Origin of the sequence: Phenylobacterium koreense, assembly GCF_040545335.1 — a bacterium.
GTDB lineage: Bacteria > Pseudomonadota > Alphaproteobacteria > Caulobacterales > Caulobacteraceae > Phenylobacterium > Phenylobacterium koreense.
The window spans coordinates 45,668-61,279 of record NZ_JBEPLU010000001.1; the positions used below are offsets into that span (position 1 = coordinate 45,668).

At 67.0% G+C, this 15,612-nt stretch carries 13 protein-coding genes and 1 tRNA gene; 1 reads left to right on the forward strand and 13 read right to left on the reverse strand.

Going from position 1 to position 15,612, the window contains the following annotated elements; genetic code table 11:
• Positions 1–32: 32 nt before the first annotated feature.
• The 7 genes from ABID41_RS00235 to ABID41_RS00265 form a co-directional block, all read right to left on the reverse strand.
• Positions 33–1,079 carry a M48 family metallopeptidase gene (locus tag ABID41_RS00235; protein ID WP_331929334.1) on the reverse strand — a complete coding sequence of 349 codons (1,047 nt, stop codon included), beginning with the start codon at positions 1,077–1,079 and terminating at the stop codon, positions 33–35.
• A 64-nt stretch (positions 1,080–1,143) separates the two neighbouring features.
• Positions 1,144–1,878: a TlyA family RNA methyltransferase gene (locus ABID41_RS00240; protein ID WP_331929332.1), complete on the reverse strand. Its 735-nt coding sequence runs from the start codon at positions 1,876–1,878 to the stop codon at positions 1,144–1,146.
• 18 nt (positions 1,879–1,896) lie between these two features.
• A complete protein-coding gene (locus tag ABID41_RS00245) occupies positions 1,897–3,651 on the reverse strand; it encodes a class I adenylate-forming enzyme family protein (protein ID WP_331929331.1) in 1,755 nt (584 codons plus the stop codon).
• 148 nt (positions 3,652–3,799) lie between these two features.
• A complete protein-coding gene (locus tag ABID41_RS00250; protein WP_331929330.1) occupies positions 3,800–6,463 on the reverse strand; it encodes a valine--tRNA ligase in 2,664 nt (887 codons plus the stop codon).
• Positions 6,464–6,591: 128 nt separating this feature from the next.
• On the reverse strand, positions 6,592–7,107 hold the full coding sequence (locus ABID41_RS00255; protein WP_331929329.1) for a DUF2497 domain-containing protein: 516 nt from the start codon (positions 7,105–7,107) through the stop codon (positions 6,592–6,594).
• A gap of 132 nt (positions 7,108–7,239) precedes the next feature.
• On the reverse strand, positions 7,240–8,748 hold the full coding sequence (locus tag ABID41_RS00260; protein ID WP_331929327.1) for a TolC family outer membrane protein: 1,509 nt from the start codon (positions 8,746–8,748) through the stop codon (positions 7,240–7,242).
• Positions 8,749–8,893: 145 nt separating this feature from the next.
• Positions 8,894–9,466 (reverse strand): protein-L-isoaspartate O-methyltransferase family protein, encoded by a 573-nt coding sequence (locus ABID41_RS00265; protein WP_331929325.1) that lies wholly within the window; start codon positions 9,464–9,466, stop codon positions 8,894–8,896.
• A gap of 148 nt (positions 9,467–9,614) precedes the next feature.
• On the opposite strand from ABID41_RS00265, the gene ABID41_RS00270 reads away from it, so the two are divergent.
• Positions 9,615–9,688, forward strand: a tRNA-Cys gene (locus ABID41_RS00270).
• 286 nt (positions 9,689–9,974) lie between these two features.
• Here ABID41_RS00270 and fixJ read toward each other — a convergent pair.
• From fixJ to ABID41_RS00300, 6 genes are read right to left on the reverse strand one after another with little or no spacing between them, the layout of a single operon-like run.
• Positions 9,975–10,583, reverse strand: coding sequence for a response regulator FixJ (gene fixJ, locus ABID41_RS00275; protein WP_331929323.1), 609 nt, complete (start codon positions 10,581–10,583; stop codon positions 9,975–9,977).
• Positions 10,576–12,057 (reverse strand): PAS domain S-box protein, encoded by a 1,482-nt coding sequence (locus tag ABID41_RS00280; protein ID WP_331929321.1) that lies wholly within the window; start codon positions 12,055–12,057, stop codon positions 10,576–10,578. Before ABID41_RS00280 ends, fixJ begins: the two co-directional genes overlap by 8 nt.
• A gap of 58 nt (positions 12,058–12,115) precedes the next feature.
• A complete protein-coding gene (kynA, locus tag ABID41_RS00285) occupies positions 12,116–12,922 on the reverse strand; it encodes a tryptophan 2,3-dioxygenase (protein WP_331929319.1) in 807 nt (268 codons plus the stop codon).
• Entirely contained in the window at positions 12,919–14,145 is a 1,227-nt protein-coding gene (gene kynU / locus ABID41_RS00290) for a kynureninase (RefSeq protein WP_331929317.1), read from the reverse strand. Before kynU ends, kynA begins: the two co-directional genes overlap by 4 nt.
• A 42-nt stretch (positions 14,146–14,187) precedes the next feature.
• Complete coding sequence (locus tag ABID41_RS00295; RefSeq protein WP_331929315.1) at positions 14,188–14,547, reverse strand: DUF6285 domain-containing protein; 360 nt, start codon at positions 14,545–14,547, stop codon at positions 14,188–14,190.
• Positions 14,544–15,533: a phosphotransferase family protein gene (locus tag ABID41_RS00300; protein ID WP_354296911.1), complete on the reverse strand. Its 990-nt coding sequence runs from the start codon at positions 15,531–15,533 to the stop codon at positions 14,544–14,546. Before ABID41_RS00300 ends, ABID41_RS00295 begins: the two co-directional genes overlap by 4 nt.
• Positions 15,534–15,612 lie beyond the last annotated feature (79 nt).

Genomic DNA, 15,612 nt, shown 5'->3' on the forward strand with positions numbered 1-15,612 from the left:
CACGCCCCGCGGGCGGCTTCTTTCGTTCAGGACTACTCCTTGGCGGGCTTCAGGGTCGGAGCGATGGCGACGCCTTCCGAGCGCTTGCCCTCGATTTCTTCGCGCGCCTTGCTGAGGTTGAGCGATCGCACCGGCGTCGTGGGATGGGAATAGCCGAACTTGATCGCCGTCGGATCCTCGGCGGCCATTCGCCGCCAGAACCCCTCGACATTGCTCATGTCATAGCCGGCGCGAGCCAGATAATACATGCCGACATAGTCGGCCTCCGTCTCGAACTCCTGAGAGAAGGCCTGGCCACCGATCTGGCCGCCGGTTTTCGCGAAGGCGCCTTGGGTGTCGACCCCGCCAGCCGCAAACGCCAGGTCGATCAGTAGCCCGCCGGCCACGCCTACTCGTCTGTTGGAGGCCGACTTCTGGATATGGCCCATGGCGTTGTGAGCGAACTCATGGCCGACCACGGCGGCGAGTTCGTCATCGGTTTCAACAAAGCGTAGCAGCCCGCGATAGACGAAGATGTCGTCGCCGTCGGCATAGGCGTTGACCTCGTTTCCGTCGACCAGAGCGAAATTATAGCCGCACGTGCTCTTCGGCGTGATCGCGACGGGAACGTTCGCGGCGTTCCGCTCGACGGTCAGCGACAGCGCCCCATCGGCCGACGCTTCTCGCAGGACCTCGCCCAAGACCCGGCGCGCCTTCGCCCCCTTGGGAATCGCCTTGCCGTCCACGGCTACGACCCGATCGCCGACTTCGAGCCCCCCAACCTCGGCCGGAGCCGCCGGGACGAGGTAGGTCACCTGCGGCTGATCACCCAAGGCCAGGACAGAAACGGCCGCGCTACGCAGATCCGGGGCGTAGTCGTGGATCGTCTCGAAAGTCGCGCCGATCCACATGGTCTTGCGCGGGCAGAGATCTTCGTTGGCGACGCGGATGCGGTTGGCGACATTGGAGAGGCGCGCCATCTCGGTCCTGCGCCGCTCGATGACGTACTGGCTTTGGCGCTCAGCCTCGGCGCTGGCTTCGGTCGCCGTGATGGTCGGCGCCTGGGTGGCGGGCGCGGCGCAAGCGGCTAGCCCCAGCAAAAGAACTCCGGAAAACAAGTGACGCATGGCATTTCCCCCCGAAACTGCCGATCAGATCAACTTATCATCGAACCTTCTGCATCCAGAGTAGAAATTCTTTATTACCATCACCGCCAGTGATTGGACTTTCAGTCGTTTCCCGCAAGATCCATCCTCGCCCGCGAAGAAACGCGATTACTTCCTCCAGAGCTCTCGCTCTCGCCACTTCGTCCTTCACCAGCCCACCCTTGCCGACGAACTCGGGGCCGACTTCGAACTGGGGTTTGACCAGAGCGACCAGATCCGCAGCGCCAGCGGCCAGGGACAGGGCGGCCGGCAGGACCTTGGCCAGGCCGATGAAGCTGACGTCGGTGACGATGAGATCCGGCGCGATCGGGATCAGCGAGGCGTCGAGATTGCGGGCGTCGACGCCTTCGAGCGAGACGACACGCACATCGCCGGACAGCTTTGGGTGCAACTGCCCGCGGCCGACATCCACCGCATAGACCCGCTCCGCGCCGCGCTGGAGGCAGACCTCCGTAAAGCCGCCGGTGGAGGCGCCGACGTCCAGCACCGTGCGGCCCGTCACGGCGACCGGCCACAGGTCCAGCGCATGAACGAGCTTCAGCGCCCCGCGGCCGACATAAGGGTGCGCGGCGACCGCCGAGATCTCGGCGGCCTCCTCGATCATCTCGGAGGGCTTGGAGATGTTGCGGCCGTCGGCGGTGACGCCGCCGGCCTCAATCGCGGCCCGGGCGCGGGCGCGGCTGTCGAACAGGCCGCGTTCGACCAGGACGACATCCGCGCGCTTCTTGCCCAAAGGCCTCTTTCAGGTCGATCAGACCTGCTCCTCCACGAAGAGCTTCTTGAGCTCGTTCTTGAGAATCTTGCCGTTCGGGTTGCGAGGCAAGGTCTCGTGCCAGAACCGCACCTTCACCGGCACCTTGAAGGCCGCCAGATGCTCGGCGACGTGGGCCCGCAGTTCCTCCTCGGTGGCCTCGGCGCCTGGTTTCAGGGTGACGACCGCGGCCGGCTCCTCGCCCAGGGTCCGGTGAGGAATGCCGACGATGGCCGCATCCATGACCGCCGGATGGTCGTAGAGGACGTTCTCGATCTCGATGCAGTAGATGTTCTCACCGCCCCGGATCAGCATGTCCTTGGCCCGGTCTATGATGTAGCAGAAGCCCTCTTCGTCCAGGCGCGCCAGGTCGCCGGTGCGGACCCAGCCGTCCTGGAAGGTCTGGGCCGTGGCTTCCGGCTTGTTCCAGTAGCCCTTCACGATCTGCGGGCCGCGAGCCCAGAGTTCGCCGACCTGGTTCGGCGCCAGCACGGTCACGCCGTCGGCCGGGTCGCGGATCTGCAGGTCGCTGACCGGAACGGCCGGACCGCAGCTTTCGGGGCGGTTGGCGTAGTCCTCGGCGCCGTGGGTGGTCACCGTGGCGCAGGTCTCGGTCATGCCCCAGCCGTTGCCCGGCGCGGACTTCGGGAAGGTTTCCTTGATCTTGCGCACCAGCTCTGGCGCGGACGGCGCGCCGCCATAGGCGACGGATTCCAGCGAGGATAGGTCGTAGTTCGCGCGGGCGGGATGCTCGATGAGCTGCCAGGCGATGGTCGGAACGCCGCCGGCCGACTGGACCTTTTCGCGCTCGATCAGCTCGAAGGCGCGGATCACGTCCCACTTGTGCATCATGACGAGCTTGGCGCCGCCGAACAGGCTGGTGTTCAGCACGGCCATGCAGCCGGTCACGTGGAAGAACGGGATCGAGATCAGCGAGGAACGCTGCGGCGCATTCGGATCGGGCGCCGGCGGCGCCTCGCCGCGACGCAGGAAGGCGCGGGCGCCAGCCACCGCGCCAGCCATGATGTTCGAGTTGACCGCGCGCTGGGTCGCCAGGGCGCCTTTCGGCCGGCCGGTGGTGCCGGAGGTGTAGAAGATCGTCGCGTCGTCGTCGGGCAGTATCTCGGCGGCGGGCAGCGGCTGGTCCGGCAGGTTGATCCAGTGATTGGCGCCGCCCAGGATGCTTTCCAGGTGCGTGACCTGGGGATGGGAGATCTCCTCGACCGAGCGGCTCACGTAAGCGCGGACGAGCTCGGGGCAGTTGGGCAGGTGCTCGGCCAGGCGCTCATAGCGCTCGGCGTCCATGATCACGACCTTGCTGCCGGAATCGGTGAGGCCGTATTCGAGCTCCGGTCCAGTCCACCAGGCGTTCAGCGGGGTGACGATCGCACCCAGCGAGGCGGCCGCATAGAACGAGACCACCCACTCGGGCAGATTGCGCATGACGATGGCGACGCGGTCGCCCTTCTTCACGCCGTCCGTCGCCAGTTGGGCCGCCAGGGCGGCGACCGCGCGATGGAACGCCTCGAAGGAGACGCGCTCGTCCTCGTAGACGAGGAAGATCTTCTCGCCATGCGCGCGGCTGGCTTCCACGATCGAGCGAAGCGACGGCGGAAGGTTCTTCCACGTCCGCGTCGGGACGCCCCGGATCTCGACCGTCTCCATTTCCGCGGGCGTGCCTGGCGCAGTGATCAGCGCGTGGGCCTGGGCGATGGACATGGCAGGCCAGCCTTTGGGCAGTTCGGCCTCGGTCATGGGCGTTCTCCTAATGCTCGCACGGGTTTTCACGCGCCCGCGTCGTCGTCTTAGGTGAACAAGCATAACCTAGCGCTTGAGGCAAACGTCCGTTTGACGCGGACGTCAGGTCGTGGCGGTGAACGCACGCCAGACCTGACGCCGAGCTTCAGACGACGGCTTCGAGCCGCGCCAGCGCCTGTTCCAGCTTGGCCTTGGCCGCTTCCGATTCGGCGAGGCGCTCGCGATTTTCCTCGACCACTTCCTCCTTGGCGTTGGCCACGAAGGCGGGGTTGCCCAGCTTCTTGTTCACGTGGGCGATGTCGGAAGCGTGGCCCGCGATTTCCTTGGCCAGGCGCGCGCGCTCGGCCGCAAGGTCGATGAACTCGGCCACCGGCAGCGCCAGGGTCGCGCCATTGACCACGAAGGGGATCGCGCCTTCCGGAGCGTGGTCCTCGAAGCGTACTTCGGAGATGCGCAGGGTCTGGGCGATGACCGCGGCGTTGGCCTGGAAGACCGCGCGCTGGGCGTCGCTCGCCTCGATGACCAGCAGCGGCGGCCGCGCCGAATGCGGGACATTGAGCTCGGCCTTCACCGAGCGGCCTTCGCTGACGGCGGTGACGATCAGCTCGATCTCGGCGTCGGCGGCCGGGTCGATCAGTTCGTCGCCGAGCTGCGGCCAGCGGGCGGTGATCAGCATGCCCTCGCTGCGCGTCGCGCCGAGGTCGGAGGTCTGGGCCCACAGCTCTTCGGTGAGGAACGGCATGACCGGGTGCAGAAGCTTCAGGATGACGTCCAGGGCCCAGGCGGCGGTGGCCTGGGTCTCGGCCTTGGCCGCCTCGTCCGCGCCGTTCAGGATCGGCTTGGCCAGCTCGACGTACCAGTCGCAGAAGGTGTTCCAGATAAACCGATAGAGGCCGTTGGCCGCCCCGTCGAAGCTGCAGCCCTCCAAGGACTTGGTGACCGCCTGGGCCGTGCGGGTCGTCTCGCCGACGATCCAGCGGTTGAGGACGTTCTTGACCTGGCTCGGGTCGAAGCCTTCGGCGCGGGCGCAGCCGTTCACCTGCGCAAAGCGCGCGGCGTTCCACAGCTTTGTGCCGAAGTTGCGATAACCTTCAATACGTTGACGTGACAACTTGATGTCACGAGCCTGGCCCGACATGGCCGTCAGGGTGAACCGCAGGGCGTCGGCGCCATAGTCGTCGACGAGCTCCAGCGGGTCCATGACATTGCCCTTGGACTTGCTCATCTTCTTGCCCTCGGCGTCGCGCACGAGAGCGTTGATGAACACCCGGTCGAAGGGGACCTCGCCCATGAAGTGCAGGCCCATCATCATCATCCGGGCGACCCAGAAGAAGATGATGTCGAAGCCGGTGACCAGGGTGCTGGTCGGGTAGAAGCGCTTCAGGTCGGCGGTCTGCTCCGGCCAGCCAAGGGTCGAGAACGGCCACAGGCCCGAGGAGAACCAGGTGTCGAGGACATCCTCGTCCTGACGCAGCAGTTCGTCATGGCCGAAGTGCTCGCGGGCGAGCGCCTTGGCCTCTTCCTCCGTCTCGGCGACGAAGATCTCGCCCTTGGGGCCGTACCAGGCCGGAATGCGGTGCCCCCACCAGAGCTGGCGCGAGATGCACCAGGGCTCGATGTTGCGCATCCACTCGTAATAGGTCTTTTCCCAGTGGCGAGGCTCGAAGACGGTCTTGCCCTCCTCGACCGCCTTGATCGCCGGCTGGGCCAGGACCTTGGCGTCGACGTACCACTGGTCGGTCAGGTAGGGCTCGATGACGACGCCGGAGCGGTCGCCATGCGGGACGGCGTGGCGGGTCTTCTCGACGCCGCGCAGCAGGCCGAGTTCCTCGAACGCTGCGACCACCTTCTTGCGGGCCTCGAAACGGTCCAGGCCGCGATATTCGGCCGGGGCGTTCTCGTTGATCTTCGCATCCTCGGTGAAGATGTTGATCAGCGGCAGGTTGTTGCGCTTGCCGACCTGATAGTCGTTGAAGTCGTGCGCCGGGGTGATCTTCACCGCGCCGGAGCCCTTCTCCGGGTCGGCATAGTCGTCGGCGACGATCGGGATCGGGCGGCCGACGATCGGCAGGCGGACGGCGCGGCCGATCAGCGCCTTGTAGCGCTCGTCGTCCGGGTGGACCGCGACGGCGACGTCGCCAAGCATGGTTTCGGGACGCGTGGTGGCGACGACGATCTCGCCGGAGCCGTCCTCCAGCGGATAGGCGAAGTGCCAGAAGTGGCCGTCGACTTCGCGCTGCTCGACCTCGATGTCGGAAATGGCGGTCTGGAAGTGCGGATCCCAGTTCACCAGGCGCTTGTCGCGATAGATCAGGCCCTGCTTGTGCAGGGTGACGAAGACCTTCCGGACAGCCGCCGACAGCCCCTCGTCGAGGGTGAAGCGCTCACGACTCCAGTCGCAGGAGGCGCCCAGGCGGCGGAGCTGATTGGTGATCGTGCCGCCACTCTGCGCCTTCCATTCCCAGACCTTGGCGATGAACTCGTCGCGGCCCATGTCGCGGCGCCCGATGTTGCCGGCCGCGGCGAGCTGGCGCTCCACCACCATCTGGGTGGCGATGCCGGCGTGGTCGGTGCCGGGCAGCCAGAGGGCGGCCTTGCCGCGCATGCGCTCGAAGCGGGTCAGCACATCCTGCAGGGTGTTGTTCAGGGCGTGGCCGATGTGCAGCGAACCGGTGACGTTCGGTGGCGGAATGACGATCGAGAACGGCTCGGCCGCGGGATCGGAGGTCGGCGCGAAGGCGCCAGACTGTTCCCAGGCGGCGTAAAGGCGGGGCTCTGCGGACTTGGGGTCGAAGTTCTTCTCAAGCATTTGGGCGCTGCATACCGTTTCGGGCATCGGGGTGGAAGCACGATGCCATGGAATCCATGCGCCCCGCTCGGGCGATCAGCCAGGCGGGGCGTAACTTTCGCGATGTGATGGGTGCGAACCCGGTTGGGTTAGCGTACTCGGCTGCGGGCGATCCGCTCGACTTCCTTGTCGACCGTCGACTGGACGATGGCCGGAAGATTGTCGTCGAGCCACTGCTTGAGCAGCGGGCGAAGCAACTCGCGGACGACATCCTCGAGGGTCCGCCCCTCGGCCGGCATTTGGATGGCCGCAGAAAGCTGACCGAAGGCGCTGGCGGCGGCTGTCGCCGCGATAGGACCGACCAGGCCATCGCCCACGTCGATGGCCGGGGCCAACTCTTCGGGTTCAGGCTCCTCGGGCGCGGCCTGCGTATAAACGTCGAGATCGCCGACCGTCTCCACCTTCTCGGTCAGCTCGAGAACGCCGTCGTCCTCGTCTTCCGTCAGCGGGGTGAAGGCAGGCGCCTCGACCGGCTCGGCCTCTTCCGGCTCCGCCTCGGCAACGGGCGCAGCGGCGTCCGCCGGCGCGTCATCTTCGGAGATGATGCGCCGGATGGAGGCCAGGATTTCCTCCATCGTCGGTTCTTGCGAAGTCTGTTCGGACATATGAAGCCGTCGCTCGTGCGAAAGTGAATCCATCACACCCAGCGGGCGTGACAGTGTGATCCTGCAATTTCCTCCGACCGGCGCAAGCGCCTAATCACTGCTCCAACGGTCGGAGCGACGAAATTGTTCGCCCTATTTCGACGCGGGCGCCGGCGGCGGAGCCGCGGTGGTAGGCTGTTCGGTGACCTTCGGGGTGAGCACCCCGTCCACGACCGCGATCGGTTCTTCCCAGGGCACCCAGCCCCAGGTGACGCGGTTGTTCTTGAAATTGGCGCTGGCGTCGTAGCGGGTGACGCCGGGCGTCAGGAGCGGCGCTTCCAGCAGGCCCATCTGGGCCAGCACCAGCGAGACAGCGACGAACTCGTCCCGGCGCGCCGAGACCTGCGAGAGTTCGGCGTTACGGAGTTCCTGCTCGGCGTTGAGGACGTCGAGCGTGGTGCGCAGGCCGACCTGCTGCTCCTGCCGCGTTCCCTCGGCGGCGATTCGAGCCGCCCTCACCTGCTCGTCGGTCGAGACGATGTTGGACTTGCTGGCGACGTGTTGGTTCCACGCCTGGGTCAGGCTCTGCATCACCGACCGGCGCGCCGCCTCGACATTGATGCGGTCGGTGTTGTTGCGCTCCATCGCCGCGCGGATACGCGAGGAGGTCAGGCCGCCAGTGAACAGCGGAACCGTCACCGTAGCGCCGGCCCGGACCGCACGGGAGTAGTCCTCGCGCTCGAACGGCTCGGCCGGGCCGTTATAGCCGAGGCTGGCGCTCACGCCGAGATTGGGCATCCGCTCGGCCTTGGCTCCGGCGAGACGCGCGTTGCTGGCGCGCTCGGCGTATTTCGCCTGCCGGACCTGCGGGTTGTTGTTTTCCGCGGCCTCGAAGGCCTGGGAGATGTCGGCTGGCAGCAGGTCCGAAAGCTGGGGCTCAGGCGCCAGGTCTCCGGGGTTCTGACCGACGACCGCCGCATAGGTCGCGCGGCTGGACGCGAGCTGGGATTGGGCCAAGGCGAGTTGCGCATCGGCCGCAGCGAGCCGGGCCTCGGACTGCGCGACGTCCGTCCGGGTGATCTCGCCGACCTCGAAGCGCGCCTTCGATTCATCGAGCTGGCGCTGGAGGACCCGCTGGTTTTCCTGCCGGATCCGCAGGCCTTCCTGGTCGCGGCGAACATCGGCATAGGCCTGGATCACGGCCTGCATCACCGAGGCTTCGGTCCGGCGCAGTTGCTCGCGGCCGGCCAAAATGTCGGCTTCCGCCGCCGAGACGGTCGCTGCGACGCGGCCGCCCGTGAAGAGCGGCTGACTCAGGGACAGGGTCGCGCCGGCGCTGTTCGCCTCAGTGATCCCGCTTCCCACCGGATCGGGGACGCCGTCGCCGTTGCGGTCGACGGCGCGCGCATTGGCTGGAACCCGGTTCTCGGTATAGTTCGCCGCCGCCTGAGCCTGCACGGTCGGGCGGTAGCCGGCGCGGGCCTGCACCCAGTTCTCGTCCAGGGCCCGTTGAGTGGCCCGCTGGGCCTGCAGGGTCGGGTTCGAGTCGTAGGCCAGCGCAATCGCCTCGGCCAGGGTTTCGGCGGAAGCCGGAGCTGCTGCGATGATCAGCGCAAGTCCTGCGCTAGCGGCCAGCAATCCTCCGCGACGACTAGTGAACATGATTATCCCCGAAACCGCGTAGTGAACCCGGCCTTATATGACCGGCTATTTTGCGTCGGACTAGTGGTCCGGACCTTAAGCTTTTTTCACACCCAAGTTTCGCGCGTGTTTCACGCGGGCGATCCGCCTACGGCGCATCTGCAACCTAGAACGTAAAACCGGCCTCCGGTTCGAAGCCAGGAAGAATCGGGGCCATCGCGTCGAAAAGCACACGGCGGCCGATGCCGTCGTCCGCCCGTACGTAGAGCACGGCCTTCGCGGTCGGCCCGTCACGCTCGATCACCAGCAGGCGGCCGCCGAGGGTCAGGGCGTCGAGCCAGGCCTTGGGCGCATGGGTCACGGCGCCTTCGACGATGATCAGGTCGTAGCCAGCGCCGGGAACGGCCTTCAGGTCCTCCCCATCGACGCGGGTCACGGTCAGGCCGATGAACTCCAGCACCTTGGCGGCGTAGGGCGCGGCGATCGCCAGGGCCTGTTCGCCTTCCAGCGGACGCGCCGCCTGCAGCAGCTTGGAGACTTCCCGGGCGCGCAGCAGGTATCGGCCGGGCGCGTACTCCACGTCGGTGTCGGCATAGACCTGGAAGGATTTGTCGGCCGGGGCCAGTTCTTCACGCGGGATCGTCCGCATCGCGTCGTGAATCCGCACGTCGGTCACATCGTTGGTGCGAACTTGGCTCTCAACCATATTGAGCCGGGCGGCGACGAAATCGGCGGCCATGTTTCCTCGACGGGGCAGACGCGGGGTGCAAAACTCTGGCGCGCTTATAGGTCCTGGGCTGACGGGAACGCAATCGGCCCGTGAGAGAGGATTGCAGCCGGCGGGCTGTTCTGTTAGCCATCCGCCCTCCCCGGTTTCGACCGGCGGCGGCCTGATGGCGGAGTGGTGACGCAGCGGACTGCAAATCCGTGCACCCGAGTTCGATTCTCGGTCAGGCCTCCAAATTTTCCAGCAACTTGGCTTCAGCGACAGATGCCCGCGTCCCAGCCGGCCGCGTGCTGCTGCGTCATGCCGCGAAGCTGGCCCGCGCCGCATACGGGAATTCCCTTAAGGGCCGTCCCCGACTTTCAGACCCGGCCAGGTTGAAGCACCGTCGCCTTAACAGCAACGGAGTCAGCCATGTCGATCCAGGACGCCTATCTCTACATGGTCGTGACCGCCTTCTCGATCTTCGCCATCGCGGTGTTTGGCGTGTCGATCTGGAGCAAGGGCGGCAAGCACTGACCCGTCAGGCCCGCTCGGCGATCATCGCCAGGCGGACCAGTTCGGAAAGGCTAGCAGCCTTCATCTTGGTCATCACGTTCGCCCGATAGATCTCGACCGTCCGCGGGCTGATTCCCAGGTCGAAGGCGATGACCTTGTTGGCGTGGCCGGCGACCAGGCCCTCAAGAACTTCGCGCTCGCGGCCCGACAGCGAGGCTATGCGCGCCGAGATATCCGCCGCCTCCGCGGCGCCGTGGCGGTCCTTTTCGCCCGCGCTGAGCGCCATCCGGACGGCGGAGAGGAAGGCGTCGTCGTCGAACGGCTTCTCGATGAAGTCTGCGACGCCGGCCTTCATGGCCTCGACGGCCAGGGGCACGTCGGCGTGGCCGGTGATCATGATGATCGGCAGACGGAAGTTGGACGCTTTCAGGCGACGCACCAGTTCCAGGCCGGTCATCTCCGGCATCCGCACGTCAGTCACCACGCAGCCGGCCTGGACTTCCGGCAGAACCTCCAGAAACGCGATGGCCGACTCATGAAGCCGGGGATGCAGATCGGCGGTCTCGAGCAGGAAGCCCAGGGAGTCGCGCACCGCCGGATCGTCGTCGATCACATGCACTGTCACGTCAGCCATCGAGGTCTTCTTCTCCTACGCTGTGCAGGGTGAAGCGGAACGTCGCGCCTCCCCCTGGTGTTTCCTCGGCCCAGATGCGTCCGCCATGGGCCTCGATGATAGTGCGGCAGATTGACAGCCCCACCCCCATACCGTGCCGCTTGGTCGTGAAGAAGGGCTGGAAGAGCTGGTCCGCGATCTCGGGATCGATGCCAGGACCGGTGTCGGCGACCGCAACCTCGGCAAAGCCGGGTTCGCCTGGCGCAACCGTGATCGTCAGGTTGCGGCGATCGCCCTCCACCATCGAGTCCATGGCGTTGCGGATAAGGTTCAGCACCACCTGCTGTACCTGAACCTTGTCGGCCAGCACCAGATCGACGGCCGGGCTGAACGAGAACTCCACCCGCACGCCGTGCTCCTTCGCGCCGACGAGGGCCAGGGCGCAGGCCTCTTCGATCAGCTTGTGCAGCGATTCTACCCGCCGCTCGGTCTCACCTCGGGCCACGAAGTCGCGAAGCCGGCGGATGATGTCGCCTGCCCGCAGCGTCTGCTCGCTGGCCTTGTCCAGGGCGTCGCTCAGCCGGTCCCTCGGGATTTCCTCGGCCGCCAGCAGCCGAACCGAACCGCGGAGATAGTTCGCCATCGCCGAGAGCGGCTGGTTCAGCTCGTGCGCCAGGGACGAGGCCATCTCGCCCAGAGCGGTGAGGCGCGAGATGTGGACCAGCTCCGATTGCAGTTCCTGCAGGCGGGCCTCGGTTGCCTGCCGCTCGGTGAGGTCGCGCGCGAAGCCGGTGAAGAAGCGGCCGTCCTCGGTGTGCATCTCGCCCACCGCCAGTTCCATCGGGAAGGTGGAGCCATCTTTGCGCTGCCCCACGACCACCCGGCCGACGCCGATAATCCGGCGCTCGTGGGTCCGGTAATAGCGCTCAAGATAACCGTCGTGCGCCTCGTGGTAGGGCGAAGGCATCAGCAGGTTCACGTTCCGCCCGATGATCTCGGCCGACGTCCAGCCGAACAGCCGCTCGGCGGCGCTGGAAAACGACTGGATGAAGCCGCGCTCGTCGATGACCACCATCGCGTCGGGCACGGTATCGAGGATGGACCGCAGGTGAGCTTCGCGGCTGGCCAGGTCGCGATTGATCGCCACCGCCCTGCGCCGGGAACGCTGAAAGGACTCGCCGCCATAGACGATCGCGGCGGCCACGACCGCGAAGACGAAGGCGCTGATCAGGTCGGCGTCGCCCAGGCCCTGATTGCGATAGGCAAGAAAGAGGCCGGCGCTCAACCCCAGGACAGCCGCCGTCGCCCCGGTGACGACGCCCGCATAGGCCGAGGCCACCACGACGGCCGGCACGAAAACCAGGAACGCGACGCTCTCACCGGCCAGGGGAGCCAGCATCACCTGCGCCGCCACCCCCGCCCAAACGCCGAGAATGGCCAGGACCACGCCGGTCCAAAGGCTCTGCGACGTGATCAGCGGATCATCTCCCACCATGCACGGCTAATAGCCCAAGCCGCTACCGCAGCCCCTTACGGTATACTCCTTAGCGGGGCTAGAGGACCGTGCGCACCTTGAAGAGTTCAGGGAAGAAAGATCCCTCGAGCGCCTTGGCGAGATAGGCCGCCCCGGCGCTGCCGCCGGTGCCGCCCTTGAAGCCGATGATGCGCTCCACCGTCTTCAGGTGGGCGAAGCGCCACTGCTGGAAGCGGAACTCCAGGTCCACAAGTTTCTCGGCCAACTCGTAGAGATCCCAATATTTTTCGGGATCCCGGTAGACAGCGGTCCAGGCCGCCTCGACCGCAGCGCTATCGACGTGCGGCCTGCGCCAGTCGCGATTGAGCTCGGCTTCCGGAATGGCGAAGCCGCGGCGGGCAATCAGGCGGATCGCCTCGTCATAGAGGCTCGGCTCGGCCAGGGCCTGCACGAGGGGCGCATGGACGTCCGTGCCCTCATGGACCCGCAGCATCGTGGCGTCCTTGGCTCCCAGCAGGAACTCCAACATCCGATACTGGAACGACTGGAAGCCCGAGCTCTGGCCGAGATATGGTCGCAGCGCGTGGTAGTCGCTGGGAGTCATGGTGCCAAGGACGTCCCAGGACTGGATGAGCTGCCCCTGGATGCGGCTGACGCGCGCGATCATCTTGAAGGCCGGCCCCAGGTCGTCGGCGCGGATGTGCTCGCGCGCGGCCCGCAGCTCGTGCAGCGACAGTTTCAGCCATAGTTCCGAAGCCTGGTGGATGACGATGAACAGCAACTCGTCATGCTCGTCCGAGCGCGGCTTCTGGCTGGCCAGCAGGGTGTCCAGGCCCAGATAGTCGCCATAGCTCATCGCTGGCGGGGTATGCAGCTTTTCGGTCATGTGACCGCCGAGACCTCATTGAAGCGGGCCTGCCGCCACTCGCCGCTGGCCATCACGGCCGCCAGGCGATCGACGGCGTCCCAGACGTCGATATAGCGCAGATAGAGCGGCGTGAAGCCGAAGCGAAGCACGTTGGGCGCGCGGAAATCGCCGATCACGCCGCGCTCGATGAGCGCCTGCATGATGGGATAGCCCTGCGCGTGCGTCAGCGCCACCTGGCTTCCGCGCTGGGCGGCCGCGCGCGGAGAGCCGCGGCCGAACTCCGGGCAGCGCTCGAGCGCCAGGTCGAGGAAGAGGTCGCTCAGCCGCATCGATTTGGCGCGGAGCTCGGCCATATCGACGCCATCGAAGACGTCCAGGGCCGCTTCCAGCGCCGTGAGGCCGAGCACCGAGGGCGTGCCGCAGAGACCGCGCAATATGCCTTCGGCCGGCTGGTACTCGTCCGAGAAGGCAAAGGGCGCGGCGTGGCCCATCCAGCCGGAAAGCGGCGTGCGGAACTGCGCCTGCAGCGCCTGGGACACGAACAGGAAGGCCGGTGCGCCGGGACCGCCGTTCAGGTACTTGTAGCCGCAGCCGACTGCGAGGTCCGCGCCTGCGCCGCGCAGGTCGACCGGCAGGGCGCCGGCCGAATGGCTCAGGTCCCAGAGGGCGAGCGCGCCGACTTCATGGGCCCTGGCTGTCAGGGCCGCCATGTCATGGACCGCGCCGGTCTTGTAGTGGACGTGGGTCAGGACCAGCAGCGCGACGCTCGCATCCAGCGCCTGCGGGATCCGCGCCGCCTCGACCACCCGCAACTCGACCTCGCCCAAGAAGTCGCGCAGCCCCTGCAGGATATAGAGGTCGGTCGGGAAGTTGCCCGGCTCGCTGAGGATCACCCGCCGGCCGGGCCGCAGCTTCAGCGCGCCGGCCGCCAGCTTGAAGAGGTTCACCGAGGTGGAGTCGGCGGCGAGCACCTCGTCGGCGGCCGCTCCGATCAGCGGAGCGATCCTGGCGCCGACGCGGCGCGGCAGGTTGATCCAGTCGGCGGTGTTCCAGCTCCGGATCAGGTCCCTGCCCCACTCGCCGGCGACCGCGGCCTGCAGCCGCGGCCCGATATTGCGCGGCAGGGCGCCCAGCGAGTTCCCGTCGAGATAGATGACGCCTTCAGGCAGGTCGAACATATCCCGGCGGGCGGCCAGGGGATCACTGCGATCGAGGTCCAGGCAGTCTTTGCGGCTGAGCATCCGCCGCTCCTAACGGTGATCGACGAGCTTCGCCAGAAGCGATCAGCTATCAGGCTCAGGAACGTAGCTCGGCTGGTCGATGGCGATCTGGTCCTGGATGTTCGCCTTCAAGGCCGCCAGCAGTCCAGGGGTGTCGCGATCCATCTCGCCGGCGCGCAGGCGGCCGCAAAGCTCCGCAGTCAACTCGCCATGATCGCCCGCGTGCCCCAGCAGCGCCGCAAGCCGCGCCGTGGCAGCGGCCTCCGCAGTCGGCCCCTGGGCCAGTTCGCGCCGCACCACGCCCAGGGCGTTGCCGGCCACCCGGGCCAGGAAGGCGTCGCGCGGGGCAAGGCCCGGCCGCACGCCTTCGATCCAGCGGGCGACCGCCTCCACCAGTTCCTCAGCTCGGGGATGCTCGATCACAGGCCGTTCTCCAGAAGGGTGACAAGGTCGATCTCGGTCTCGGACACGCGCCGTCCGATCATCGGCCGCTCGACCGAGACGTCGCCGCCCCCCGCGTAGCTGGCGTACATCATCAGGCACATGACGCCCCACTTCAGCGAGCCGATGGCCTGCCAGTAGAGCACCCGCGACAATGGAATGCCCCGCCCGCCTGCCTGGGCGTAACCATCCAGCAGCTCCTGGTACTGGCCGAAACCGCCGACCGGCCGGTCGGCGCGCCCGAAGCGCCACGAGTTCACGCAGATCCAGCCCAGATCCTCCGCGGGATCGCCGCAGTGGGAAAGCTCCCAGTCGAGGACAGCAACGACGCCCTTGTCGGGGTCGATCATCAGGTTGCCGTTCCTGAAATCGCCGTGCAGCAGTACAGGCTCGATCGGCGGCGGCGGATTCTTCTTCAGGTGCTGGAAGGCCAGTTCGAGGATCGGCCGCTCGGCGCCGGAATTGCGATAGACCTCCTCGTAACGAGCCAGCTCCTCAAGGGCGCCCACCGACTTCAGTCCCGGCGGCGGTGGGGTCGCGTGGATCTGGGCCAGGATCTGGCCACACTGGCCGGCGAGCTTTGGCTGCACCGCCTCGAAGCGCGAATCGCCGACGATCTTGCGGCCGAGGGTCTCGCCGGCGATGCGCCGGGTGATGTGGGCTTCGCCCAGGCCGTCCTCGGGCTTGGCCAGATGGACCAGCGGGGCGACGGGCGCGCCGCGGGCGCCGGCGGCCCGGATCAGGGCCGCCTCCGTAGCGAGCGAAACCGAGCGGCTGGCCTCGGGGTCCATGGGCGCGGACCTACGGCGCAGGACCATCTCCTCGCGGCCGGTCGGGCTCTCGACCGCAAAGGCCCATGTCTCCATGCTGGCGCCGCCGGACAGCCTCTGCAGGTCGGAGACGCGCGCGCCCTCCCCGCCAAGCTGGCCAGCCAGGCCCTCCAGCGCCTCCCTCACCTCGTTTGACATCTCGCCCTCTTGCCGTGGCCTTGAGCGAGCGATCAGGGCGCTGTTTTCACCGCCTGTAAACGGCTCCGCGACGTCAACC

Bases quoted from the DNA above. Each gene is read 5' to 3' on its own strand.
- fixJ (WP_331929323.1), bottom strand. From the start codon at position 10,583: ATGGCTGACGTGACAGTGCATGTGATCGACGACGATCCGGCGGTGCGC.
- ABID41_RS00260 (WP_331929327.1), bottom strand. From the start codon at position 8,748: ATGTTCACTAGTCGTCGCGGAGGATTGCTGGCCGCTAGCGCAGGACTT.
- ABID41_RS00265 (WP_331929325.1), bottom strand. From the start codon at position 9,466: ATGGCCGCCGATTTCGTCGCCGCCCGGCTCAATATGGTTGAGAGCCAA.
- ABID41_RS00300 (WP_354296911.1), bottom strand. From the start codon at position 15,533: ATGTCAAACGAGGTGAGGGAGGCGCTGGAGGGCCTGGCTGGCCAGCTT.
- ABID41_RS00250 (WP_331929330.1), bottom strand. From the start codon at position 6,463: ATGCTTGAGAAGAACTTCGACCCCAAGTCCGCAGAGCCCCGCCTTTAC.
- ABID41_RS00245 (WP_331929331.1), bottom strand. From the start codon at position 3,651: ATGACCGAGGCCGAACTGCCCAAAGGCTGGCCTGCCATGTCCATCGCC.
- kynU (WP_331929317.1), bottom strand. From the start codon at position 14,145: ATGCTCAGCCGCAAAGACTGCCTGGACCTCGATCGCAGTGATCCCCTG.
- ABID41_RS00255 (WP_331929329.1), bottom strand. From the start codon at position 7,107: ATGTCCGAACAGACTTCGCAAGAACCGACGATGGAGGAAATCCTGGCC.
- kynA (WP_331929319.1), bottom strand. From the start codon at position 12,922: ATGACCGAAAAGCTGCATACCCCGCCAGCGATGAGCTATGGCGACTAT.
- ABID41_RS00280 (WP_331929321.1), bottom strand. From the start codon at position 12,057: ATGGTGGGAGATGATCCGCTGATCACGTCGCAGAGCCTTTGGACCGGC.